Annotated in this window: 16 protein-coding genes and 1 pseudogene; 3 read left to right on the top strand and 14 right to left on the bottom strand. The window is 62.8% G+C overall.

Going from position 1 to position 26424, the window contains the following annotated elements; all coding sequences use genetic code 11:
* Positions 1–23: 23 nt before the first annotated feature.
* From NKH99_RS25910 to NKH99_RS25890, 5 genes and pseudogenes are all read right to left on the bottom strand, one after another.
* A complete protein-coding gene (locus NKH99_RS25910; protein WP_353016345.1) occupies positions 24–482 on the bottom strand; it encodes a carboxymuconolactone decarboxylase family protein in 459 nt (152 codons plus the stop codon).
* 13 nt (positions 483–495) lie between these two features.
* Positions 496–1014 carry an RrF2 family transcriptional regulator gene (locus NKH99_RS25905; protein WP_352453193.1) on the bottom strand — a complete coding sequence of 173 codons (519 nt, stop codon included), beginning with the start codon at positions 1012–1014 and terminating at the stop codon, positions 496–498.
* Positions 1015–1114: 100 nt separating this feature from the next.
* On the bottom strand, positions 1115–2428 hold the full coding sequence (preA, locus tag NKH99_RS25900; RefSeq protein WP_353016343.1) for an NAD-dependent dihydropyrimidine dehydrogenase subunit PreA: 1314 nt from the start codon (positions 2426–2428) through the stop codon (positions 1115–1117).
* Between the two features lie 2 nt (positions 2429–2430).
* A complete protein-coding gene (locus NKH99_RS25895; RefSeq protein WP_352453196.1) occupies positions 2431–3795 on the bottom strand; it encodes an NAD(P)-dependent oxidoreductase in 1365 nt (454 codons plus the stop codon).
* A gap of 215 nt (positions 3796–4010) precedes the next feature.
* Positions 4011–4133: pseudogene (locus NKH99_RS25890) on the bottom strand (gamma-glutamylcyclotransferase); the annotation flags it as partial.
* Between the two features lie 173 nt (positions 4134–4306).
* Between NKH99_RS25890 and NKH99_RS25885 the strand changes: the two are divergent.
* On the top strand, positions 4307–5083 hold the full coding sequence (locus tag NKH99_RS25885) for a VOC family protein (RefSeq protein WP_352453197.1): 777 nt from the start codon (positions 4307–4309) through the stop codon (positions 5081–5083).
* 156 nt (positions 5084–5239) lie between these two features.
* A complete protein-coding gene (locus NKH99_RS25880) occupies positions 5240–5632 on the top strand; it encodes a DoxX family protein (protein ID WP_352684720.1) in 393 nt (130 codons plus the stop codon).
* Between the two features lie 20 nt (positions 5633–5652).
* Here NKH99_RS25880 and NKH99_RS25875 read toward each other — a convergent pair whose 3' ends face one another.
* The 3 genes from NKH99_RS25875 to NKH99_RS25865 form a co-directional block, all read right to left on the bottom strand.
* Positions 5653–6459 carry a class I SAM-dependent methyltransferase gene (locus tag NKH99_RS25875; RefSeq protein ID WP_352473532.1) on the bottom strand — a complete coding sequence of 269 codons (807 nt, stop codon included), beginning with the start codon at positions 6457–6459 and terminating at the stop codon, positions 5653–5655.
* Between the two features lie 151 nt (positions 6460–6610).
* Complete coding sequence (locus NKH99_RS25870) at positions 6611–9052, bottom strand: GcvT family protein (RefSeq protein WP_352980712.1); 2442 nt, start codon at positions 9050–9052, stop codon at positions 6611–6613.
* A 79-nt stretch (positions 9053–9131) separates the two neighbouring features.
* Complete coding sequence (locus tag NKH99_RS25865; RefSeq protein ID WP_353016339.1) at positions 9132–10670, bottom strand: trimethylamine methyltransferase family protein; 1539 nt, start codon at positions 10668–10670, stop codon at positions 9132–9134.
* 218 nt (positions 10671–10888) lie between these two features.
* Between NKH99_RS25865 and NKH99_RS25860 the strand changes: the two genes are divergently transcribed.
* Entirely contained in the window at positions 10889–11479 is a 591-nt protein-coding gene (locus NKH99_RS25860; protein WP_352980714.1) for a transglycosylase SLT domain-containing protein, read from the top strand.
* A 14-nt stretch (positions 11480–11493) separates the two neighbouring features.
* Here the strand turns inward: NKH99_RS25860 and NKH99_RS25855 are convergent, their stop codons facing one another.
* The 6 genes from NKH99_RS25855 to NKH99_RS25830 all read right to left on the bottom strand — a co-directional run bounded on the left by NKH99_RS25855 (position 11494) and on the right by NKH99_RS25830 (position 26280).
* On the bottom strand, positions 11494–13902 hold the full coding sequence (locus NKH99_RS25855) for a dipeptide ABC transporter ATP-binding protein (protein WP_352750231.1): 2409 nt from the start codon (positions 13900–13902) through the stop codon (positions 11494–11496).
* A gap of 63 nt (positions 13903–13965) precedes the next feature.
* Complete coding sequence (locus NKH99_RS25850) at positions 13966–15123, bottom strand: ABC transporter permease (RefSeq protein WP_352473527.1); 1158 nt, start codon at positions 15121–15123, stop codon at positions 13966–13968.
* A gap of 12 nt (positions 15124–15135) precedes the next feature.
* Entirely contained in the window at positions 15136–16170 is a 1035-nt protein-coding gene (locus NKH99_RS25845; protein WP_352473525.1) for an ABC transporter permease, read from the bottom strand.
* Positions 16171–16391: 221 nt separating this feature from the next.
* Positions 16392–18044, bottom strand: coding sequence for an ABC transporter substrate-binding protein (locus NKH99_RS25840; protein ID WP_352473524.1), 1653 nt, complete (start codon positions 18042–18044; stop codon positions 16392–16394).
* Positions 18045–18304: 260 nt separating this feature from the next.
* Positions 18305–24355: a translocation/assembly module TamB domain-containing protein gene (locus NKH99_RS25835; protein WP_353016336.1), complete on the bottom strand. Its 6051-nt coding sequence runs from the start codon at positions 24353–24355 to the stop codon at positions 18305–18307.
* Complete coding sequence (locus NKH99_RS25830) at positions 24355–26280, bottom strand: autotransporter assembly complex protein TamA (protein WP_353016334.1); 1926 nt, start codon at positions 26278–26280, stop codon at positions 24355–24357. The genes NKH99_RS25835 and NKH99_RS25830 overlap by 1 nt, the downstream gene beginning before the upstream one ends.
* Positions 26281–26424: the final 144 nt, after the last annotated feature.

Genomic DNA, 26424 nt, shown 5'->3' with positions numbered 1-26424 from the left:
GCCCAAGGCCGCGCGCCTGGTCCTCAAGCGGCCATGACCGCTGGCATCGGATGGATTGCATGGAACGGAACGCAAAGCCGGTTCCAGGTGTTGATCATGCCGAGCGCAACCGACAGCTTGACCAGCTCCTCTTCCGAGAAATGCTTAAGCGTCCTTGCATAGAGTTCGTCCGACACACCGTTGTCGGCGATCCTGGTCAGCGCGTCGGTCCAGGCCAAGGCTGCCCGTTCGCGCTCTGAAAACAGCGGCGATTCCTTCCAGGCGGAGATGAGATAGAGCCGCTGCTCGCTTTCGCCGTCGCGGCGCGCTTCGCGGCTATGCATCTCGACGCAATACGAGCAGCCGTTGATCTGCGACGCCCTGAGCTTGATCAGATGCAACAGGCTTTTTTCGAGCCCGCATTCGTCGACTGCCTTGTTGAGCGCCGACACCGCCTTCATGATCTCCGGCGCCGCGCCGAAAAATTGCAGCCTCTGTTTCATCGTCTGTAGCCTTTCATGCTTGCTTGGTTGAACTTGATTTCTGCGGCCGCCGATGGCGCTCGACGAAGGCGCAGTTCGCGGCGACCGAACGGGGATCGGCATCGGCCGTGTATTCTGCAACGATGTCGGACAGCCGGGCGTCGGCGAGCGCGGCGCGATAGGCACGCTCGGCCTTCAGCATGGCTACGTTGATGCCGCAGGGTTTGACATAGACCGAGGCGTCGAGCTTCGCTGGGCCGCGCTGGCGGATTTCGGCGCAGCGGAACGCCGGTTCACGCCCCTCGACGGCCAGCACGATATCGAGCAGCGTTATGCGTTCCGCCGGCCGCGCCAGCCGGTAGCCGCCGGACGGCCCCGGCACTGATTCCAGAATGCCGGACGCAGTCAGCGCGTTGAGATGCTTAAGCAGATAGCTCGGCGACAGCCCGAACGCTTCGGCCATGGCAGCACCTGGCAAGGTCGCGGCGCCATCAACGCCGGCGAGCATCGCGGCGCAGTGGATGGCCGCTTCGACGCCTTCGCCCAGCTTCATTTCGCTCTCCTCTTCATGGATATAGATTATCTTGGATATCTTTTATCCGCAATAGGAAAGTCAAAAAGCGGCGCCCATGAACGCCGCTTTTTTCGCAATGCTATTCCGCCGCCACCTTGGCCATCGGATTGTTGGGATGCGTCGTCCAGTTGGCATAGATCGGCGACACTGGCCTACCAGTGCGCTCGTCGATCGCGCCAACCGCCAGTGGCTCCATGGTGATGCAGTTCTCGACCGGGCAGACATTGACGCAGAGATTGCAGCCGACGCATTCGGCCTCGATCACCTCGAAATGCCTGAGGCCGTCGACCATGCTGGTGATGGCCTGGTGCGAGGTGTCCTCGCAGGCGATGTGGCAGCGGCCGCATTTGATGCAGGCCTCCTGGTCGATATGCGCCTTTGCGACGTAGTTGAGGTTGAGATACTGCCAGTCGGTGACGTTGGGCGTGGCGCGGCCAATGATGTCGTCGAGCGAGGCATGGCCCTTCTCGTCCATCCAGTTTTCCAGGCCGGCGATCATCTCCTGCACGATCTTGAAGCCATAGGTCATCGCCGCCGTGCACACCTGCACATTGCCGGCGCCAAGCGCCATGAACTCGGCGGCGTCGCGCCAGGTGGTGATGCCGCCGATACCGGAGATCGGCAGGCCCTTTGTTTCCGGGTCGCGCGCGATCTCGGCCACCATGTTCATGGCGATCGGCTTCACCGCCGGGCCGCAATAGCCGCCATGCGAACCTTTGCCATCAATCGTCGGCTCCGGTGCGAAATTGTCGAGATTGACGCCGGTGATCGAATTGATGGTGTTGATCAGCGACACCGCGTCGGTGCCGCCGGCAAGGGCAGCTCGTGCCGGCTTGCGTATGTCGGTGATGTTGGGCGTCAGCTTGGTGATGACAGGCACGCGGGTGTTGGCCTTGCACCAGCGCACCACCATTTCGATGTATTCCGGCACCTGGCCGACCGCCGCACCCATGCCGCGTTCCGACATGCCATGCGGGCAGCCGAAATTGAGTTCGATGCCGTCAGCGCCGGTCTCCTCGACTACCGGCAGGATGGCTTTCCAGGCATGCTCCTCGCAAGGCACCATCAGCGAGACGACGATCGCCCGGTCGGGCCAGTCCATCTTGACCTGCTTGATCTCGCGCAGATTGACCTGCAGGTCGCGGTCGGTGATCAGCTCGATGTTGTTGAGGCCGAGCAGACGACGGTCGGCGCCCCAGATCGCGCCATAGCGCGGACCGTTGACGTTGACCACCGGCGGGCCCTCTTCGCCGAGCGTCTTCCATACCACGCCGCCCCAGCCCGCCTTGAAGGCGCGAATGACATTATAGGCCTTGTCGGTCGGCGGCGCCGAAGCCAGCCAGAACGGGTTCGGCGACTTGATGCCGACGAAATTGTTGCGGATGTCTGCCATGCTCATGCCCTCCCGTTCGAGGTCAGTGCCCGATGAATGCTCTCCGCCGCATCGCGGCCTTGCGCGACGGCTGAAACAGTCAGGTCGTCGCCGCCGAAAATGCAGTCGCCGCCAGCCCAGACATTGGCCAGCGAGGTGCGCCCTTCCGCATCGACCTTGATGCGGCCGGCTTCCAGCGCGACCTCCGCACCGCTGCCGTTGAGCGCAGCCGGGACAAAGCTCTGGCCGATCGCCTTGAACACCTGATCGGCGACGAGCGTCAGCCGCTCGCCGGTGCCGACGAGCCTGTCGCTGTCCATCGCGGTGTATTCGAGCTCGATCGCCGACACCTTGCCGGCATCGGCAATGACCCGCTTCGGCTGCAACCAGTGCCGGATGATGACGCCGTTGGCGGCAGCCAGATCCTGCTCGAATTCGGAGGCATTCATGTGCTCCGGGCCGCGCCGATAGCAGATCGTCACCTCTTCGGCTCCGAGCAGCTTCGATTGCACCGCCGCGTCGATCGCCGTCATGCCGCCGCCGATGACGACAACACGCCGGCCGACCGGCAGGCTGGCCAGATCACTGGCCTGACGAAGCTCGGCAATGAACTCGACGGCATTGGTGACGCCTTGCGCCTCCTCGCCATCCGCTCGCAAGGCATTGACGCCGGCAAGCCCCATGCCGAGGAACACCGCATCGTAATTCCTGGTCAGGTCCGACAGCTGGTAATCTCGGCCGAGCGCCTTGCCGTTCTGGATGTCGATGCCGCCGATCGACGTGACATAGTCGACTTCGGCCTGGGCAAAATTGTCGACGCTTTTATAGGCGGCGATACCGTACTCATTGAGGCCGCCGGGCTTCGGGCGGGCTTCCAGGATGGTCACGTCGTGGCCATGACGGGCGAGCCGATGCGCGGCCGCAAGCCCGGCCGGTCCGGCGCCGACCACGGCGACCGTCTTGCCGGTCGGTTCGGAGCGGTTGTAGAACTGCTTGTTTTCGGCCATGGCGACATCGGTGGCGTAGCGCTGAAGGCGACCAATCTGCACCGGCTTGCCTTCGGCCACCTCCCGCACGCAGACCTCTTCGCACAACGTCTCGGTCGGGCAGACGCGGGCGCACATACCGCCCAAAATGTTCTGATCGAAAATCGTCTTGGCCGAACCGATCGGATTGCCGGTCGAAATCTGGCGGATGAACAGCGGGATGTCGATCGAGGTCGGACACGCATTCATGCAAGGCGCGTCATAGCAGAAATAGCAGCGGTCGGACTCGACCAGCGCCTCGTGATGATCGAGCGGCGGGTGCAGGTCGGCGAAATTATCGGCATATTGTCCCGGCGAAAGCCGCCCGCCGGCAATGCCTTGCTTGAACTGGCCTTCTGGCATCGTCAGTTCCCCATGTTCTTGTTTTGGGGAAGGCTAGCACGTTTTGTTTTTTTATCAATTGGTCAATTTTCTGTGCAAACTGCTGAAAAGCCACGAATAAACATGACAAGTGTACTCATGTTACCAAAGCCGCCGACAGGGAAGCTTGGCCATAGCGGCACTGCCGTTGCTGGACTGAGTGGTCAGCCTGGTAAGCTTAGCGTTGGTTTTGATCACCGAAGGCAAAGGGCCCTGAAGTCTTCGTCCGTCAGCTGCGTCCAGCTGCCATCGGGGCCGGGATCGGCCTCCTCCCGATGGCACAGCGCGACAAGTTCGGAAGTGAGCGACATCCGGCGCATGGATCAACAACCCCTCGTTGACTGCGAGCAAAGTCGAAAACCGCAGGGCGCGCAACCCGGTAACATTTCCAATTTGCCGTCATCTTTTTTGGTTGGCTGTCGGATTTTCGTCGTGAAGATCGTCCTAGAATGGATCGCGCATGATCGATGTACAAACCGCAAGGAGCACGACAATGCCACAGTCCCCCATGCCCTTCTTCTGGTACGAGCTGATGACCACCGATCTCGACGCCGCCGAGGCGTTTTACACCTCCGTGGTGGGCTGGAGGGGGCAGCCTTTCGAAGGGGCCCAGGGCATGCCGCGCTATATCGTCATGAATGTCGGCGAGCGCGGCGTCGGCGGGATGATGACGCTGCCCGATGACGCGCGCAAGATGGGCATGCCGCCGGCCTGGGTCGGTTATATCCTCACCAGGGACATCGATGCCGCAACGGCCTCCCTCAAGAAGGCTGGTGGCGCGGTTCACCGCGAGCCCGACGACATTCCTGGCGTCGGCCGCTTCGCCGTCGTTGCAGACCCGCAAGGCGCGATGTTCAACTTCCTGCAGCCCAGCGGCCCCGACCAGCCGCCGCTACCGTTGGCGACCCCCGGCAACATCGGCTGGCATGAGCTCTACACGTCAGACTGGAAGGCGGCGTTCGATTTCTATTCCAGCCAGTTCGGCTGGGAGAAGGGCGACGCCATGGATATGGGTCCGATGGGCGTCTACCAGCTTTTCGCCTTCGGCGGCGAGCCCGTTGGCGGCATGATGAACAAGCCCGAGCAGATCCCGGCGCCGGTCTGGCAGTTCTATTTCAACGTGCCCGGCATCGACGCGGCAGCCAAGCGCGTCACCGACAATGGCGGCAAGATCCTGATGGGTCCGATGGAGGTCCCCGGCGGCAGCTGGATCGTACAGTGCACGGATCCGCAAGGCGCCCATTTCGCGCTAATGGCACCGACGCGGTAACAGGCCGCGCCAATTGCGGGGCCGCCATCGTGCGGCCCCAAGGCTGCAGCACGCCTCACGACTCACTCACCGACAGTTGAATGAAGGCCGGACTATGTGAATGGTCCGGCCTTTGGCGATGACCTATGGCCGGGCTAGGTGAAAATGGAGTCGTAGATGAAGCTTTTCGAAGGCCTCGCCGGATATCAACCGTTCGCCCTTGCCGCCTTGCGCATCATGACGGCGCTGCAGTTCATTGAGCACGGCACCCAGAAACTGTTCAATTTCCCCGTCGGCGACCATGCCGGCACCATGAGCGGGCTATCGCTGACCGCGGCCATCCTGGAATTCGGAGGCGGCATCCTGCTGGTATTGGGGCTTTTCACCAGGCCGGTGGCATTCCTTCTCAGCGGCGAGATGGCGATCGCCTATTTCATGGCGCACATGCCGCAGAGCTTCTTCCCGGTCAACAATGGCGGCGATGCCGCGATCTCCTTCTGCTTCATCTTCTTCTATCTGGTATTCGCCGGCCCCGGCGCCCTGGCACTGGACAACCGCAAAACATCGTAGCCGGGCGGATCAGCGCGCGCTCAGGCCGACTTGCGCGCAATCAGGCCCGCGAAGGCGATGAACCCGAAGAACTCTCCGGCTTCGACACGCCGGCGCGCCTCGTGCTTCAGCCCGTCGCCAAGCGCCTTGTCGAGTCGCTTCCAGCCGGCCAGAATATCGGCGCCGCGATCGACCAGAGTCAGCATGTAGTCGGGCGCGGCAATTTGGGCGTAGCCGTAGCTGTCGAATTTTTCGACGACAAAGCCCGCCGATTTCGCCAGCAGCGGCAGCCGGCGCGTCAGCCAGCGGTCATTCACCAGCGCCGCCATTGCGGCATCCACGCAATCCTGCAGCGGATCATGATCGCCGATGGCGACCGTCGTCGTCGCGTAATCGCCGTCGAAGATCGCCAGGCAGCCGCCTGGGCGAAGCACGCGCAACGATTCCGTCAGGGCCTTTTCGGGACCGGGCACATGGGTCAGGCAGGTATGGAAGATGACCACATCGAACGAGTTGTCCTCGTGCGGCAGCGACCTGGCATCCCCTTCGACGAAGTTCAGGTTGGGGATATCCGCGGCAAGCTCGCGCGCCTTCGCCAGAAATATCGGCGACGGATCGAGCCCAACAACCTCGTTCACCCCCGGCCAGCGCGCAAGCTCGCGACTGATCGGTCCCGAGCCGCAGCCGCCTTCGAGGACGCGTGCCCTTTCCGGAAAATCGATCGACGAGAAAAACGAGTGGCGAATTGCCTTCTGGCGCGGGTCTGCGGCCCGCAACTCCATCGCGTTGATAAGAACCGCGACAACAGCCGGATCAGCGGTTGTGATCTGCGCATACACGTCGGGCATGGTGGACCTCCGAAGCAATTGCCCAGCCTTCCGCCGCAGCTCGACAATAAAACCAAAGGTCACCGCGCGAAAGAATTTTCACTATCGCGAAATCGTCCTCCCCCTTTCATCGTGCCACCGGCACGGCGACTTCGCTATGCCACTCGGTTCCTCAACCGCGCATCCGCTCGAAATTGGCGTCGAACAGCGGTGTCTGCTGCATGCGTGCGGCGTAACGCTTGCCCAATAGCTCGATCTCGAAACCGTTGGCCTCATCGGCGATCTCTTTCGGCACATAACCCATGGCGACGGATTTTTTCGAATGATGTGCGTAGCCGCCCGACGTGACCCAACCGCGCACGGCACCGCCGTACCAGATTGGCTCGTCGCCGATGACGTCGGCATCGACAGTATCGACGACAAAGGCCCGCAGCCGCAGTCTGCCGCCTTGCTTGCGCTCGGCCAACGCCGCCTGCTTGCCGATGAAATCGGCCTCTTTGCCATACGCGACGAAGCGGTCGAGGCCGGCCTCCAGCGGCCCATAGATCGGCCGGTATTCGCGCGCCCATGAGCCGTAATTCTTCTCGAGCCGCAGCGCATTGAGCGCGCGCGAGCCGAACAGGCCGATGCCGAATTCCTCGCCCGCCCCCATCAGCGCCTGGTAGGCTGCACGCTGATATTCCGGCGCCACCCAGATTTCGTAGCCGAGGTCGCCGGTGTAGCTGACGCGCCCGACCAGGCACGGCGCCATGCCGATATCCATCCTGCTGATGGCCATGAACGGAAAGGCCGTATTCGACACATCAGATCGTGTGATCTTTTCAAGAAGGTTACGCGCGCTCGGCCCGGCGATCGACAGGCCGGTGAGTTTTGCTCCCAGCGCCTCGATGCTAACAGAGCCGTCCTTCGGCAGATGCGCTTCGAACCAGCGCATGTGGTACTGCTCGGCGACACCGCTGCCGGCCAGGAACCAATTCTTACTTGCAGAATTTGGACCGCCGAGATTGGCCAGCGTGAAATCGCCGATCAACCTGCCGTCTTCCTTCAGCATCGGCGCCAGCGTCATGCGGCCGGGCCTTGGCAATTTGCACGCGAGCATACTGTCGAGCCAGGTTGCTGCGCCCGCGCCGGTGACTCTGTATTTGGCAAATGACGAGATTTCCGACAGACCAACGCGTTGCCGAACCGTCTCCACTTCTTTCGCGACATGCTCGAAGTCGCTCGAGCGGCGCCAGGAGAATTCGTCCTTGACCCCTTCGGGCGCATACCACAGCGGCACTTCCAGCCCATAGGCGACGCCCCATTGCGCGCCCTCGGCCGACAACAGATCATAGACCGGCGTCGTCTTGAGCGGTCGCCCAGCCGGCAGTTCCTCGTTCGGGAAGCGGATCGAAAACCGCCGCGAATAATTCTCGCGCACCTTGGCGTTGGTATAGGCCATCGTGGCCCAGTCACCGTAGCGCGACACATCCATCGCCCAGATGTCGGCGCCGGGATCGCCCTCGATCATCCAGTTCGACAGCGCCAGGCCGACGCCGCCGCCCTGCGAGAACCCGGCCATGACACCACAGGCCACCCAGAACCCCGGCAGGCCGCGCACCGCCCCGACCAGCGGATTGCCGTCCGGCGCGAAGGTGAAGGGTCCGTTGATGATCTGCTTGATGCCGGTGTTCTGGAACGCCGGGAAATGCCGGAAGCCAACCTCCAGCGACGGTGCGATGCGGTCGATATCGGGCTCCAGCAGTTCGTGGCCGAAATTCCATGGCGTCTGGAATTCGGACCATGGCTTGTTGGCCTTTTCATAAGTGCCCATCAGCATGCCGCCGCGTTCCTGGCGCAAATACAGCTCGCCGTCGAAATCCACGGCATGGATGATTTCGGAACCAGCCTTCTGGTTCCAGGCGGCGACTTCCGGCATGTCCTCGGTGATCAGGTACATGTGCTCCATCGCCAGCACCGGCAGCTCCAGCCCGACCATGCGGCCGACCTCACGCGCCCACAGGCCGCCGGCGTTGACGACATGCTCGGCCACAACCTCGCCCTTGTTGGTGATGACACGCCACAACCCGTCGGCGCGGCGCACGATGTCCTCGACCTTGGTGAAACGCTCGACCTCGGCACCAAGCTTCCTCGCGGCCTTGGCGTAGGCGTGGGTGACGCCGGACGGATCGAGATGACCGTCCTCCTTGTTGCGCACGGCACCGACGAACTGCTTGGGATCGAGCAACGGCATCAGCTCGGCCGCCTCGTTTGGCGATATCTCCTCGAGCTCGATGCCGAGATAGCGGCCCTTGGCGATGACACCGCGCAGCCAGTCGAGCCGCGCCTCGGTCGCCGCCAGCAAGACGCCGCCAGTCAAATGCACGCCGGTCGCCTGGCCGGACAGTTCCTCGATCTCCTTGTAGAGCGAGATTGTGTATTTCTGCAGCTTGGCGACATTGGGATCGCCATTGATCGTGTGCATGCCGCCGGCGGCGTGCCAGGTCGAGCCGGAGGTCAATTCATCGCGCTCCAGAAGCACGATGTCTGTCCAGCCGTGCCGGGCCAGATGGAACAGCACGGAGCACCCGACGACGCCACCACCGATAACCACGACCTTTGCATGCGATTTCATGGGATTCTCTCTGACGTCAACGAGTTGGATGGGAACGATGAATTCGGGGAGGAGCCCCACGAGCGCGAGCCTTCGATCATCACGGCTCGCTTTGCCCGATCGCTTCCTTGCGCTTGGCCACGTACGTCTCAAGCGCCTCGCGCCTGGAGACTTCCATCACCGGCTCGACATAGTCCTCCAGCGCCTTCTTCCAAAGCCTCGTCGCCCGCGCCGTGGCATCGAGCCCGCCAGCCTCCTGCCAGGCCTCGAAATTTTGCCAGTTGGACAGCATCGGCTGGTAGAAGGCTGTGGCGTAGCGCTCCAGAGTGTGCGGCTCGCCGAAGAAGTGGCCGCCGGTCGGAACCGCACCCAGAGCCTCGACAGCAAGCTCGGCCTCGTTGACCTCGATCGGGCGCAAAAACTCCATCATGTGCTGGATCATCTCGACGTCGATGATGAACTTTTCGAACGACGCTGTCAGTCCGCCCTCTTGCCAGCCGGCGGCATGGTAGACCAGGTTGCCATGGCCGAGCACCGCGCCCCACAGCGCCATCAGCGTCTCATAGGCGCCTTGCGCGTCGGCGGCATTGGAAGCCGAGCCCGGCGTTGTGCGATAAGGCAGGTTGTAACGCCGCGCCAACTGTCCGGACGCGATATTCGCCTTGGTGTTTTCAGGCGTGCCGAACGCCGGCGCTCCCGATTTCATATCGACATTGGAGGTGAAGGCGCCATACATCACCGGCGCGCCGGGCCGGACGAGCTGCGTCAGCACCACGCCGAACAGCGCCTCGGCATTCTGCTGGGCGAGCGCGCCGGCAAGCGTCACCGGGCTCATCGCCCCCATCAGCGTGAATGGCGTTACCGCCACCGACTGGCCGAACTCGGCCATCGTCATCAGCCCCTCGGCCATCATCTCGTCGAAGCGGCGCGGCGAATTGACCGAAATGATCGTGGTGACGCCGGGATCGTGGCGCATCTCGTCAAGCGTCAGTCCGCGCGCGATTGCCATCATTTCGATGCCGTCGAGCGCCCTGCCGCGGCCGATGGCCGAGACGTGAAAGCTTTTGTCGGTCAGTGTCAGATTGGTGAAATAGGTGTCGAGATGACGGGAATTCGCCGGCAATTCTACCGGCGCGCAGACCTGGTTGCCTAGCATGTGGATGCAGTTGAAATGCTGCGCCAGCCGGACGAGATCGGAATAATCGCGCAAATTGCCGGCACGGCGGCCGCGCTCCATGTCGTGCACATTCGGCGGCCCGGCGACGAGCGTGAAGTTGATGGTATTGCCGCCGAGGTGGACGGCATGGGCGGGATTGCGCGGCGTCAGCGTATAGCTGGACTGCGTCGTCTTCAGCGCTTCCTCGATCATGCCGCGATCGATGCGGACGTTCATCGTGGCATGATCGACCTTGGCTCCGGCCTTCTCGAACAGCGACAGCGCCCGCGGGCTCATCACCTCGATGCCGAAATTCTCCAGGATATGCATCGACGCCTGGTGGATCGCCTCGATCTGGTCGGCCGAGAGCATCGCCATCGGCGGATAAGGATTTGTCACCCGCCTGAGCGACAGTTGCGGGATGGCGGTCGGTCCCCTGTTGCTGGTTCGCTCGGCGCCGCGCTTGCGTCTTGGTTCGCTCATGCGGCGCATCAAAGCGCCGGGACGAGGATCGGGCTGTCAAGAATCCGCCACCTGCGGGCGTGATTTTAGCCAAGGCGGCATTCCGGGAATTTCACGTCGGTAAAAGCGACAACAAACGTCGGAATGTTTATACCTGCTCAGTGTCGGCCAAAGCGGCCGATGAGCCGTTAAGAAAGACAGCAAGATTCCTTTTATGTTTTCGGCCTAATGCTCTTCCGATGCGTAGGTCGAGTTTTAGTAAAATTATAGCGATTGCCGCGCCGCTGGCGCTTTCGGGCTGCGCGACGCCACCGAACCATATCAACGATGTGTGCGCCGTTTTCGACCAGAATGACGGCTGGTTCGACAATTGGCAGGCGGCGGCACAACGCACCGAGCAGAAATACGGTGTGCCGGTTCCCGTGCTGATGGCGACGGTGCGCAAGGAATCCGGCTTCAAGAGCAACGCAAGGCCGCCGCGCACCAAGCTGCTGGGCTTCATTCCCTGGAAACATATCTCCAGCGCCACCGGCTTCTCGCAGGCGCTCGACGGCACCTGGGCGCAATACCAGAACGAGACCGGAAGCTGGGCGGCGCGCCGCACCAGGTTTGCCGATGCCGTCGATTTCGTCGGCTGGTATCATTCCAAGACCGCCGACACGCTCGGCGTCGCCCGCAACGACACCTACAATCTGTATCTCGCCTACTATCTCGGCTGGAATGCCTACAAGCGCGGCAGTCGCGGCGACGCCGACGTGCAGCGCTATGCGCATGCCACCGAACAGATGGCGCAGGACTACGCCGCGCAGCTACGGCAATGCGCGCCCTAGCCTATTAACGGCTCTCAGCCGCCCTTGGGTTTGCGCGGCTTGCGCGTGGCGTCCTCGGCCTGTCGGCCGTCGCCGACAGTCGGCGGCATGATTGGTGCCACCACGCTGTCGGCAGAGCTTGAGGTGCCGGTCTCTGAAACCTCGTCGCGAACCTCGTGACGGCGGGCTTTGGCGACCGCTTCGGCATTCTCCACTGCCTGGCCCTCGGCATCGGCTTCAACGCTGCCAGTCTTTCCATGCGGGCGCTTGGGCGGATCTCCGGCAAAGCCCGGGCCAACACCGTGGTTTGCATCATCCGGCACGCCCTCATTTGCGGCGTGCTCCTTGTCGAATTTGATCACCGGCTCCATTTTCGCCAGCACGTCGTCGGACAGCCAGCACAGGCTCATATGGCCGTCGCCGAGATTTTTGACTGGCGGCACCTTGGTTTCGCAAAGGTTGTCCGGCACCAGTTTCTTGTAGCCGCAGCGCGTCTGGAACGGACAGCCGGACGGCGGGTTCATCGCCGAAGGGATGTCGCCCTCCAGCACGATGTGCTTCTTGACCACGCTTGTGTCGGCGATCGGGATCGCCGACAGCAATGCCTCGGTGTAGGGGTGATAGGGCGGCGCGAATATCTGGTCGGTCGTGCCTTGCTCAACGATATAGCCGAGATACATGACGACTACGCGGTCGGCGATGTAGCGCACCACCGACAGATCGTGGCTGATGAACAGCATCGTCGTCTTGTTCTTGCGCTGGATGTCCATCAAGAGCTCGGTGACCGCGGCCTGGACCGACACATCCAGTGCCGAGACCGGCTCGTCGGCCACCACCACCTTGGCGTCGCCGGCAAAGGCCCGCGCCACGCCGATGCGCTGTTTCTGGCCGCCTGAAAGCTGGCGCGGCTTGCGCGTCTCGAACGCCCTCGGCAGCTTCACCAGGTCCAGCAGTTCCAGCATTCGCTTGCGGCGGTCGGCCACCGTGTCGCCGACGTTGAACTTTTCCAGCGTACGGATGATCTGCGAACCGACCGAATGGCTGGGATTGAGCGTGTCGAACGGATTTTGGAACACCATCTGGATCGATGACACCGTGTCGACGCTGCGCTTCTCGATCCCGGTCGACTGAATCTCCTTGTTGCCGAGCTTGACGCGGCCGGAGCTTGCCGTTTCGAGGCCGAGCAGCACCTTGGCCAGGGTCGATTTTCCGCAGCCGGATTCGCCGACGATAGCGACGGTCTCGGATTCGCGCGCCATGAACGAGATCGTCTCGTTGGCCTTGACGACACGGCCCTCGCTCGAGCCGAACACTTCGCTGCCACCGACCTTGTAGTACTTCCGGAGGTCTTCGATCTGGAGCACCGGCGCACCGGGTACCACCCGCTCGTTGACCTTCTTGGCGCCGGGTGGCAGCGCCTCCCAGTCGATCTCGTTGAAGCGCACACAGCGCGAGAAATGCCCGTCATGGCCTTCGACCGCGATCATCGGAATTTCGGCGGCGTTGCAGACGCCCTCGACGAAATGGTGGCAGCGCGGGCCGAAATTGCAGCCCTTCGGCCGCTCGTGCGGTAGCGGCAACTGCCCCGGGATGGATATCAGCGGCCGCGAATTCTTGTCGGCGCCCGGCAACGGGATCGAGCGGAACAGGCCTTGCGTGTAGGGATGGCGCATCCGGTCGAAGACGTCCTTGATCTTGCCGGTCTCCACCGCTTCGCCCGAATACATCACCGTGATGCGGTCGCAGGTCTCCAGGATCAGGCCGAGGTTGTGCGACACGAAGATCATCGAGGTGCCGAACTTCTCGCCCAGCCCCTTGACCAAGTCGACGATGCCGGCCTCAACCGTCACGTCGAGCGCTGTCGTCGGCTCGTCGAGCAGAAGCAGCGCCGGCTTCGACAGCAGCGCCATGGCAATGACGATGCGCTGCTGCTGACCGCCGGAAAGCTGGTGCGGGTAGGAACGCATCATGCGCTCGGGATCCGGCAGCTTCACCGCGCGCACCATTTCCAAGGCGCGTTTGTAAGCTTCGTCCTTCGACACCTTGTCGTGGATCAGTGGCACTTCCATCAGCTGCTGGCCGACCTTCATCGCCGGGTTAAGACTGGCCATCGGCTCCTGGTAGATCATCGCGATCTTGTTGCCGCGGATAGCTCGCAGTTCCTCGTCGGACAGTTCTCCCATGTCCTTGCCCTGGAATTTGATCTTTCCGCCGACGATCTTTCCGATGTTGGAGAGGTCGCGCATGATGCCCAGCGACACGGTCGACTTGCCGCAGCCGGATTCGCCGACAATACCCATCGCCTCGCCAGGCATGACCGTGCAGGAAAAATCCATGACCGCCGGGATTTCGCCCTTGCGGGTGAAGAAGGAGATCGACAGGTTCTCGATCTCGATGATCGGCCCATTGGTCGGCTTGGCGGGATTTCGAACTGCCTCGTTCATGGGTCGCTCCAATCCTTGTTCTTCAGGCATGTCGGGCCGAACCCGGCATCGATCTTCCCGGCATCAATCTTTCATAGACTGTTCACGCAACGAATCCGCCAGGAGGTTGAGGCCGAGCACGAACGACATCAATGCGATCGTCGGCGGCAGCGCCGGGTGGATGAAGGAGCGCAGCAGCCGGCTTGCATCCTTGATCGCCGTGCCCCAGTCCGGGCTTTCCGGCGCCAGTCCCAGCCCGAAATAGCCGAGCGTACCGAGCAGGATCGTGGTGTAGCCGATGCGCAGGCAGGCGTCGACGATAAGCGGCCCGCGCGCATTGGGCAATATCTCCCACAGCATGATGTACCAGGGCGATTCACCGCGCGTTTGTGCCGCCGCAACATAGTCGCGCGTTTTGATATCCATGACCAGGCCGCGCACGATGCGGAACACGCCGGGGCTGGAGGCGAACACCACCGCCACGAAGATGTTGAGCTGGTTGGGATCGATGTGGATGATCTTGAACGGATCGGCATCGAAGACAAGGCCTGCATAGATCCAGCCGCCAAGTACCAACGTCAGGCCAAGCAGGATATAGAGGCGGTCGGGGCGGTTCTTGTAGCGCGTCCAGAACAGCACACTGAAGAAGATGATCGGAAACAGGAAGAACAGCCCTGCCATCGCGTAGGGGATCGGCGTGTCCATGATACCCGGCGTCACCAGCAGGTAAAACAGGAGGATCACCGGGAAGGCCAGCACAAGGTTGGCGAGGAAGGACAGCACCGTATCGATCTTGCCGCCATAATAGCCGGCCGGCAGGCCGAGCGTAATGCCGACCATCAGCGCAAAACCGGTCGCCGCCGGCGCGATGATCAGCACGATCTGGCTGCCATAGACCATGCGGGAGAACACGTCCCGGGCGAGCTTGTCGCCGCCGAAATAGTATACAAGTTTCGACGCCGGCTCGATTGCGCCCGGCAGCGCGTCCTTCATGATCGGCACTTGGGCGAGCGGATCGAAGGGCGAGATGGTCGACGCGAAGATCGCCGTAAACAGCCAGAACAGGCAGATGCCGACGCCGACGATGCCGACGCCGCTGTCGAAAAGCTGGCCGTAAAGCCCTAGCTTCTTCTTGTAGCCGAAGCTCGCCCCCATCACCAGGGCGAGAGCGATCCAGACCGGCCAGAAGCGGGCAAGCACGCCGAGTACGACGTTGAAGGCGCTGAGATATTCGACCTGCATCCGCCCGGTCTCCTATTGAACTCTGATGCGCGGATTGAGGAACGCGTAGCCGACATCGGAGATGAGCTGTGTGATCAGGACGATAAACACCGAGACCAGCGAGCAGCCGAGCAGAAGATCGATGTCGTTGTTGCCGGCGGCCTCGACCAGGGTGTAGCCGAACCCCTGGTAGCGGAACATCACCTCGACGATGACGACGCCGGTGAGCAGCCAGGGAAACTGCAGCATGATGACCGTGAACGGTGCGATCAGGGCGTTGCGCAGAGCGTGCTTTACCACCACGCTGCCGAAGGAGAGGCCCTTCAGCCGGGCGGTGCGGATATATTGCTGTGTCATTACCTCGACCATCGACGCGCGGGTCATGCGAGCGATGTAGCCGATGCCGTATATCGCCAGCGTCATCACCGGCAAGGTGAAATTATAGAAGGTGATGCCCTGGCTGGCCGAGGCCGCCGAACCGTTCAGCACGCCGAGCCAGGAGGCAAAGATCACGGTGAAGATGACGCCCGAAACATATTCGGGCGTCGCCGTCGAGGCGATCGAAGCCACCGACAATGTGCGGTCGGTGCGTGAACCCTCGCGCATGCCGGCGAGAATACCGATCAAAAGCGAGATCGGCACCATTACGGCCAGCACGCAGAGCATCAGGATGCCGGTGGCGCTGAGCGCCGGAAAGAGTTTCGAAGCGACCGTCGTCTTGAACTTGGTCGAGCAACCGAAATCGCCTTGCAGGATGCCGGAGAATGTCGGCACGACCGGATCGTTGCAGAAGGAGAAACGCTGTGCGGGCTTGCCGGTCGCCGGGTCGGTCACCGGCTGCTTGGGCATGATGCCCAGCCATTGACCGTAGCGGATAAAGAAATTCTGCCGATAGCCATGGTTGACCAGCCAAGCCTCAAGCTGCTCGGCGGATGTGTGCATTTCGGTCTGGCTGATCGCGAGCTTCTTCAGATTAGGCCCGAGATTGACCAGGAAGAAGACGATCATCGTCAGGCACAGCATCGTCACTGCCATGGTGCCGAGACGCCTGATAACGAAAGAAAGCATGGCGGTCCCCTGCCGGTCGGGTTGGGGGGTGGAACCGGTTTGCAAGCCGTGCGCTGCCGCCAGCGGCAGAACAAGCCTTCAGACCAGTCCCAGATGCAATACCCTTTTTATTGCAGACCCAGGCCGAAGAGTCCGCAACTTTTTGCCGCGCCGACTTTCGGACCAAGGACCATGCAAAGAGCGAGGGAAAGGGGCGACACGCCCCTTTCCGGATCGTCCGGTCAGGCCTGGTCGAGCCAGACCTTGCCGTAGTCGCGCTCGAAGGTCGGGTGCATCTTGTAGTTCTGCACCGCCTTGACCGAATGGCTGTAGAGCTTGCGCCAATAAGGCTGGATGATAATGCCGGAATCCTGCAGGATCTGCTCGATATCCTTCATCATTTCCTTGCGCTTGGCGGCGTCGGCAACTGCCAGCGCAGCGTTGAGCTTGGCATCCCACTCCGGATTCGACCAGGCCGTCTCGTTCCAGGCCTCACCTGTGCGATAGCCGATCGCCAGAACCTGGACGCCGAGCGGCCGCATGTTCCAGTTGGTCATCGACAGCGGATACTTCGTCCAGTCGTTCCAGAAGGTCGAACCCGGCAGCACCGTACGCTTGACCTTGATGCCGGCGTCGCGCATCTGCGCGGCGATCGCATCCCCTGTGTTCTTGTGCCAATCCTCGTCGACCGTGATCAGCTCGTGCTCGAAATCGGCCTGGCCGGCTTCCGCCATTAGCGCCTTCGCCTTGGCCGGGTCGCGAGCAATCTTCGGCAATTCGTAGTATTCCGGATGGATCGGGGCGACATGGTGGTTTTCGGCAACCGTGCCGGCATTGCCGTAGCCGAGCTGGAGGACGACATTGTTGTCGACCGCGAGCTGCAGGGCGTTGCGAACCTTCTGGTCGCCGTAAGGCTTGTTGGTCACATTGGTACGGCAGACGATCGTCGAGGCGGTGACGATCTCCGACTTCACCAAATCCATGCCGTCGAGGATCGACACATAGTCGGCCGACGTCTCGAAGTTGGTGTGCACCTCGCCTGCCTCGAAAGCGCTGACCATCGCCGCCGGATCGGTGCCGTAGTCGATGAACTCGATGCCGTCGAGGAAGACGTCACCATCCCACCATTTGTTGTCTTCGCGGCGCTTGTAGACCACTTTCTGGCCGACATCGTAGGAGACCAACTCGAACGGGCCGGTTCCGATCGGGCAGGACTTGAAGTCGCCGCCCTTCTCGTCGAAGGTCTTGTGGACGATAAGGCCGGGATAGTCGCACACGTTGGGAATGAGGGCGATATCCGGCTTGCTGAGCGTCAGCTTGACCGTGTGATCGTCGACCTTGGTAACCGCGCTCTCATCCAGCTTGTCATCCTTGACCAGCGAACCGAGGCGACCGGGCATGGAATTGCCTTCGGCTTTCTTGTCGGCCCAACGCTTGAGGTTGAAGATGACGTCGTCTGCGGAGAACGGATCGCCGTTGTTCCAGGTGACGCCCTTGCGCACATGCAGCGTGTATTCGGTAGCGTCGTCATTCACGTCCCAGCTCTCCAGCAGATAGGGGCGGAACGTGTATTCGGTGGTGTATTTGACCAGCGGCTCGAGCGCCTGGCGCTCGGCATTGGCGATTTCCGACCAGTCGGCCTTGCGCGGATCCTTCGGATCCTTGATCCATTGCGCGACCTTCAATACGCCGCCTTTTTTGCCCTGGACCTCTTCCGCCTTGGCCGGCGTCGGGTCTGCAAGGCCAAGCATGCCATAGGCCATCGCCGTCGACGCGCCGAAGACGCTGGCGAGAGCTAGAAATTCACGACGATCCATCTTGCCTGCCTTGGCGTCTTCGGCCATGGCCAGGATGTGATCGGGAACGCGGTCGCCGTTACTCTTGTAGATCGTCATGACTTACTCCCATTGTTGGCTTTCTGCCTTTTAACATTCCGCATCCTCGCCATGATGTCAAAGACGGCAGGGATTGGGAACATGCCAAGGAATGTGCAACTTTGAAAGCAGGGCGGTTCGCGCGATAACGACAGTCTTGGCGCAAATTTGCTACTGCGCCAGGGATTTCGTCCGAAATCCCCACAGGCAATTAAACTGGGACATTCGCCGCTGCGCCACTCGTTCTCAGGCAACCAGTTGTTCTGCGCGAACGGCCGGTTTCAATATTCCCGTTCGTAGAAAACACCGCCTTTTGCTTCGCCGGCGTCGGTTGCCTCGCCACGCAGCTTGACGCCGCGCCCAACGTCGAGATCGACGGTTGCCTTGCCCGAGCCCGGCCTGTCGCCCTTCTGGATCGTCACATAGGTACGGTCGTTGAGATACTTGCCCGCCGAGACGGCGGTGCCACCCTGTTCATCGGTGATTACGTCGAGATCGTCGACGCCGATTGCGCTGCGCAGGTTCTGCAGCAGTGAGGTCGAGCCGCCGACGCCGGCCAGTTGTCCGGCAGCCTCGGCAAGCTGCGCGATCTGCAGCGGCGACAGGTTCGACATCGAACGGCCGAAGATCAGCTGCGCCAGCACCTCATCCTCCGGCAGCGCGGGTACCGAGGAGAAGGTGAATTTCGGGTTGTTCGCCTCGCCTGACACCACGATAGTCACGGTGGCGCTGGTCGTCTTCGATTGCGCCGTGAGATTGAGGTAGGGCACCAGAGAGCCGGAAAAGCCGACGGTGCCTTCCGTGAAGGTCAGCCGCTTGGCAAGGATCGTCAACCGTCCGCGCCGCAAGGTGAAGGTGCCGACCGCCTGGGGTGACGATGCCGGGCCGGTCAGCCGCAGCGAACCGCCGAGCTCGGCGTCGACACCCCTGCCCTGGATGAAGATCTGGCTCGGCGCATTGACTGTGACGTCGAGATTGAGGCCGCTGCCGCCGCCACCGCTGCTTGCAGCGGCCGGGCGCAACGCCTTGTCCTGCGCACGCACGGCTGCCGGCGCATTCTTGTGCTTGACGTTGAGCTCGGCCAGCGAGCCGGGCAGCTTTTCGGGTACGGTGATGACGGTCTTGGCCAGGTTGACCGTACCGGAAATCACCGGCGCGGAGGTGAGCGGTCCCTTGACGGTCAGGTCGCCGCCAAGATTGGCGGTGACCACCTTGCCGTCGGTATAGCGGCCATCGACGAGCTTGACCGACAGGTCGGCCGGAAAACCTTTTGCCGGATCGATGCCGACGGTGCCGCTGGCCGAAAGGCTGCCGCGTGTCGACAGCGTGCCGGTCAGGCGGTTGATCCTGGCCACGCCATTGCCGATAGCGACATCGGCAGTGATGTCGTTGATCGCAAGCCCCGATCGCGCATCGACCAGACGGGCGCCCGACGTGCGGACCGTGCCTGAGATCACCGGCGACGTCGCCGGGCCGCGCACCTGCACATCGACGTCGGCCGTGCCGCTGAGGGACAGGCCTTGCGCGGCAAGTGTCCTGGTGAGGAAGGCGAACGGCACCTTGCCGGAAAAGTTGAGATCAAGGGTGGGCGCGCCTGATGTCGTCATCGTGCCGCCGCCCTTGAGGCCGAGGCCGGCGGCATCGCTCATGTTGGCGTCGAAGGTCAGTCTGTTGCCCGAATACGTACCTGAGGATGAAACGCCAATGCCGCCGAAACCTGCACCACGGGTCTGCGACGTCTGAACGCCTGCGGCGTCGATCTTGAAGGCAACGGCCGGATTGGCCGGCGCGCCCGTCACCTTCACCGTGCCCGAGATGGAACCGGCGGCATCGAGGCCCGGCGAAAAACTGTTGGCTATCGAGATCGGGACGCGGGCCAGCGTCGCGTTGAGGTCGAACGCCTGCCCAGCCTTGCCCGTGACCGTCGCCGTGCCGCCGCCGAGGTTGAGCACCAGCCTGTCGAGGCTGGTCACTCCATTGGCGATGTTGATGGTCGAGGCCTGGGCGATGGCCGCCTTGATGCCGCGGATGGTCGCCTCGCCGGAGGCAAGTTCGACCGTCGTCGTGCCCTTGACCGCCTTGACCCGGCCGGCCGCCCTCAGCGGAATATCCTTGACGGTGGCGCCACCGGAAAAGCCGGTCCATTCGCCGTCGCGCTTGAGATCGACGTTGACGCCCCGAATAGCCGTTCCGCCGGAAGTTACGCTGTCGGCACGGATTTTGCCCGAGATCACCGGTGCCGCCAGATAGTTGGCGATCAGCGCATCGATGCTCACGGCCTTGGCCGAGACATCGCCGCGCGAGATCGAGGCCGTCGTCGCCTTGACGGCGACTTGCGGCACGGTACCCGCCTTGGAGAAGGCGATCGTGCCGCGCACATCGCCATCGGCCTTTTCCAGTGCCAGGGCCGCAAGCGGACCGATATCGGGCAGGTCGAGCGCCACGGTGCCGGCCGGAACGAAGGCATCGTCGAGCGCCAGGTCGCCGGAGATACGGTTCTTGCCGAGCGACAGCAAAAGCCCGTTGATGGCGCGTCTGCCGTCCGATGTCGCCAGCACGGCGCTGCCCTGCAGCGGTTGGCCGCCGACATTTCCGGTGAGTCGCACATTCGCAGCCGGGTTGGCGGCATCAGCCTTGCCGGTGGCAGTAAGCTTCAGACCGGTGATCTCGCGCGCCGCGACCGAAAGCCTGTCGCTGTTGACAGTCAGCGACAGATCCGGCGCGATGCTGGCGCCTTGCGCATTCAGCGCGAAAGAGATGGCGCCTTTGGCGTCCTTGGATAGCAGCGAGACGTCGCCTAGCGCGCCTTTGACGTCGGCGCTGAGCTTGTTGTCGGCAAGGCTCGCCTGGCCGTCTGCCGTCAGCGAACCGGACGACAGCCTGACGGTATTGGCGGTGACACTGCCATTGGCGTCCCGCTTCAGCGCGGCACTGAATTGCGTTCGCTCGGCGAGCACGCCACGTACCGCCCCCGGCAGTGCCGCCGAGGCGGCGTCCGCCTTGACATTGAGGTCGATGGCGCCGTCGGCCAGCGAGACCCGCCCGTTGAAGCCGCTGTTCAACGCGTCGCTGGTCACCGTGCCGCTATCGATGACGATGGCATCGGCGGCAAGGCTGCCGGCGAGTTTGGCGGTGACCTTGCCGGCGATCAGCGGCGCGATAGTCGGATTGTCGATGCCGATTTTTTCGGCAGTCACGGTGCCGGAGATCGGCCCGCTCCGGGCTTTCACGTCAAAGCGATCGGAGTGCAGCGCAAGCGTGATGCCCTCGATCATAGCTAGATTGGTGGCGGCCGATGGCAGCGTCGCGGAAATGTCGAGCTTCGGCTGGGCGCCCTGCCCGGCCGCCGTTAGCGATATCGCCTGTAGCTCGAGCTTGATCGGGCTCTCCTTGCTGGCAAGCGACAACGGCAGGCTCGGACCGGTAGAGGCCAGGTCGAGCGAAAAATCGCTGGCACCGTTCGGATTGATGGTGCCGGCTGCCTTGCCGGAGATTTTCTCGCCGGCAAGCGTCGCCTGCTCGATGGCCAGGCCGCTGGCCGACGAGAAACGGCCTGCCGCGTCGAGATCCAGCGGCCCGAGCCCAGCCTGCCGGGTCTGGCTAGTTTCGGCGCCGCTGAGCCGGGCGGTGAAGCGAATATCTGGGGCAGTCGACGATCCGGTGACCTGCGCGGTGCCGCTAAGCGCGCCCACGGCATCGAGACCCGGTGAAAAATCATTGGCAAGCGCTGCCGGCACCGCCGACAAGGTGGCAGCGAGATCAAGCGTCTGGCCGGCCGTACCCGACACGGCAACCGAACCACCGCCGACACCGAGCGCCAATTTCTCTATGCTCACCCTGCCATTGGCGATTGTCAGCGCTGATGGCTGCGCGACAGCTGCCTTGATGCCGCGGATGGTCGCCTCGCCCGAGGCAAGCTCGATGCTGGTGGTGCCGTTCGCAACCCTGACCCGCCCGGAAGCGCTGGCCGGAATGCCGGCGACCGTGGCGTCGCCGCTAAAGCCGGTCCAGTCGCCATCGCGCTTCAGGTCGACATCGATGCCGCTGATCACCGTGGTTCCGGAGGTGATCGTGTCGGCCTTGATCTTGCCGGCGATTGCCGGTGCTTTGAGATAATTGGCGACCAGCGCGTTGACGGCGATTGTCTTCGCCGCCAGTTCGCCGCGCGAAATCACGGCGCTCGTCGCATCGATCGCGACCGTCGGCGCTCCGTTGTCGTTCGCAAAGCGGATGGTGCCGCGCACGTCGCCGGCTACCGACTGGCCTGCGAGTGCGGCCAGCGGAGCAATATCGGCGGCATCGAGGGTCAACGTGCCGAGCGGCAGCAGGTTGTCGTCGAGCCCGAGGTCGCCGGAGACCTTGTTGTCGGCTAACGAGACGGCAAGTCCATTGATGGAGCGCTTGCCGTCGGTTGTGACCAGCGATGCCTTGAGGTCGAGCGGCTGGTCGTCGACCGAGCCGGTCAGCGAGACATCGGCGGCGGGACTGGCGATATCGGCCTTGCCGCTCGCGCTCAGCTTGATCTGCTTCACCGCATGGCCGGACGCCGTCAGGCTGTCGCTGTTGGCCGAAATCGAGAAATCCGGTGCGCTGCGCGCGCCGCTTGCGGTAAGCCCGAAACCGACGGCGCCGCCGACGTTGGCGCCGACCAGCGGCGACAGCACCGACACGTCGCCCAGCGTACCCTTGATATCGGCCCGGATATCGGTGCCTTGCGCACTAGCGGTGCCGCTGGCGCTAAGTGTGCCGGAGGTGAGTTGCAATGCGTTGGCGGCGAACGCACCGTCCGGGTCGCGTGTCGCGGTTGCGGAAAACTGCACGCGCTCGCCGAGAACCGAGCTGATTTGCGGCGGCAGCGCCGTCGAAGCCGCGTCGGCATTCATCTTGAGCGTCATCGACAGATCGGCAAGCGCCACTGTGGCTGTTACGGACGCATTGAGCGCGTCGCTGCGTAGCGTGCCTTCGTCGACGACAATCTGTTCTTTGCTGACGGAGCCGGCGAGACCGGCGCTGACCCTGCCCGTTATCAGCGGCGCCAAAGTCGCGACGTCGGTGTTCAGGCCGGCCGCCGTCAGCTTGATGGTGACCGCCCCGCTACGGTTCTGGATGTCGAAACCATCGGAATGCACTTGCCCGATCAGGTCGTCCACCCGCGTGCCGCCCGCCACCACCGAGACCAGCGACGCGCCGATATCCATCATCGGCGCCTTGCCATCGCCGAAAGCGCGGGCCGTGGCATCCTTGATTGCCACGGTTATCGGTTGCGCCTCGCTGCCGAGGCTGAGCACGATCGGCGGCCCCTTTGCGGCGAGCTTCACCGAAAGGTCGCTGGCGCCGTTCGGATCGACAATGCCGGCAGCGGTCGCGTGCAAGGCGCCGCTGTCGATATTGGCGCGCTCGACATCGACGCCGCCGGCCGCGGTCGCCGTGCCGGCGAGGTCGAAGGTGGTCTTGCCGGCAAACAGCGGTTTCAGGGTTTCGGGCAGGAAGCGCTCGAATTCGCCATCGCCGTTGGCCTCGACATAATGACCCTTGTCGGTGAGCTGATGGCGACCGGTAAGCTGGGTGACGATCCGGCCGTCGACAACGAAGGTCCCGATGCCATTCCAGTTGGCGAGCGGTCCGGTGCCGGAAACGACAATGTTGACCGGCGGCGCGCCCGGCAGGTTGAGCAGGTTGGCGATGATGCCGCCGGCCGGCTCGGATGCCTTAAGGTCGAGGTCGAGCTTGTTGTCGGCCGGCGCGAAATGGGCTTTGGCGTCGACCGTGCCTTGCTTGCCGTCGTGGCGAACGATGTTGAGGTTGGTCTCGATCGCCAATGGAGAGGCGTCCGCCTTGAGCGCTCCCTTGGCTGCAAGTTCGGCCACACCGCTGCCGGCCAGAGCCTGCCCGAGCGCGATTTCGGGAAGGTCGAGTTGCCTGACGTCGATGGAAACCGGCAGCGTCGTCGCTCCGCTTTGGCTCGGCTGTGTATTGGCCACCGGCAGCCTTGCCAACTCGATACGCTCGGCCCCAATGCGATCGGCGCTGAAGCTCTTCGACAGGAGTGCCAGCGGCGACCAATCGACGGCCACGTTGCGCGCCACCATCCAGGCGCCTTCGCGATCCTCCAGAACGACATGATCGACCCTCAGCGCGCCCGACCAGATGCCGTCGATGCCGACGACAGTCACCTTGCGGTCGCCGGTCGAGGCCATGGTCGAGATGATGCCGGCAAGGTTTTCGCGGCCGCGCTCGGTTTTGGTCAGCACGACGACCGCCCCCACCGCCGCTGCCACGACGATGAGCAGCGTGTAGAAAAGAATACGGAGGATGCGCCTGAATATTGCCATCAGAATGCCTGGCCGATGCCGGCATAAATGCCGAAATGAGGATCGTCAGGACCGCGGTTGAGAGGCACCGCCGCGTCGACGCGCAGCGGCCCGAACGCCGTCAGATAGCGCAAGCCTACACCCGCGCCGACCTTCATGTCCGAAAAATCGGGGACCTGCCTGGTCGACACCGTGCCGGCATCGACGAACGGCACGACGCCGATCTTGTCGGTGACGGCGATGCGCATCTCGACCGAGGTCTCGAAGAAGGAAAGCCCGCCGATCGGTTCTCCATTGCTGTCGTTCGGGCCGATGCCTTGATAGGCATACCCGCGCACCGAACCGCCGCCGCCTGAGTAGAAGCGTCGATCTGCCGGAACATCTTGAAGACTGGCGCCGATGATGGAGCCGATGGCGACACGTTCGGCGAAAACGAATTTCGAGGCCGAATCGAGTGACTGGTAGGCCGACCCCTCGCCCTTCAGCTTGACAAACGCAGCCCCGCTCAAAATGTCGTAGCTCGGCTCACCATAGGCCAGCACCCTGAAGCCCCGGGTCGGATTGAGCTTGCTGTCGCGATTGTCGTAGACATATTGCAGTGGAATGCTGGCGATCAGATAGGTGTGCTTGCCGAAAGCGTCGTGGATCCTCGAATAATCCAGCGCGACTTGCGCGGAAACCGTCTGCTTCTTGTCCAATTCGTAGGATAGGCCGGTGCTGCCCTTGACCGAGAAATGGTCGTAGGCGTCGGGGTGTTCCAGCACGGTATTGACGCTGGCAATGAATTTCGACGCCGGCCCGACCACGCCCGGCTTTTCGAACATGACGCCGGCATTGTAATTGAGCTGGGTCAAGTCGTTGCTGCCGATGCCGCTGATCTTGCCGTCGATGCGCAGCTTTTCGGCGCGGCCAAACAGATTGCGATGCCCCCAATAGCCTTCGAGGCCCAGCCCTTCGGTGTTTGAGAAGCTGCCGCCAATGCCGAAATAGCGCGGCTTGCGTTCGCTTACCTGGACACCGATCGGGATGTTGCCCTCGGCGTCGAGTGCGTCGGCTTCCTTCACCGTCACGCTGTTGAAGACCTCGAGCCCGAGCAGCCGGTCACGCGCATCGTCGATCTCATCGGGCGAATATTGGCGACCGCGCTTAAGGCCGGTCATATATTCGGTGAAGTCGCGGTCGACCTTTTCCGTGCCCTCGACAGTGGTGTCGCCATAGCCGGCGACCGGGCCGGCCGCGACGGCAAGCGTCACGTCGAGCGTCGAACCGGCGTGCTCGGCGACGATCTCGCGGCCCGTCACCTTGGCCAGCGGCCTGCCTTCTTGCTTGAGTGCCCGCACGATCGCCGCCTCGGCCTTGAGCACGGCGCCCGAACTGGCGTCACCGCCGGCGATCAGACCGAAATCGGCACTTGCCAGCCCCGCCGCATCGCCTTCCAGTCTGATGTTGCCAAGCGTGAATTTCGGCCCGGCTGCTATGCTTATCACCACCGGTATCGGCTGCGGACCCGAAAACTCGGCATCGGGCGGCAGATCGTCGAGCGGCTTGCCCTGAATAGTGATGGTGACGACACCCTCGTAGCGGGCGTCACTGTAGAGTGCGGCAACAAGTTGCTCACGGTCGCTGCGCGCCTTGGCCAGCAGGCCGAGAGAACCGGATACCGGGTGTTCCTCATCGGCCTTCAGCGCCGAGGCGTTTTCGAGCTTCTCGGCGAGATCCTTGTCGGCGTCCGGCGCCTCGATCGTCACCGCATAGCGCAGCGGGTCGACGATATCGGCATCTTCGTCTTTGGATCCCCACAGCTTGATGCCGAAAATCTCGAAGGCCGCCGCACTTCCGGTTTCGGCAACAAGTGCCGTAGAGCACAACAATGCGAAAAGCAGGGCGCGCGAAAGCGCGCGCCGTGGCGCGGTTCCTCCCGACATCTGCCTTTCATACGCCGGCATTACGCTCCTAGCCTAGCTCGCAAACCTAAAATTGGAATGAAGTTCTGAAGCACTCGTAAAGGGGCCACAATCCAATTGCTGAAATAGACAGGGCTTGGAACTCACACCTTCTGCGTCGCCGCAAGAAAGCGTGATCCCCTGTCC

This window comes from Mesorhizobium sp. M0854, assembly GCF_040319815.1.
Classification (GTDB): domain Bacteria; phylum Pseudomonadota; class Alphaproteobacteria; order Rhizobiales; family Rhizobiaceae; genus Mesorhizobium.
Note: the sequence above shows the minus strand (reverse complement) of the source record. Positions and strands in the feature narration are given on the sequence as shown.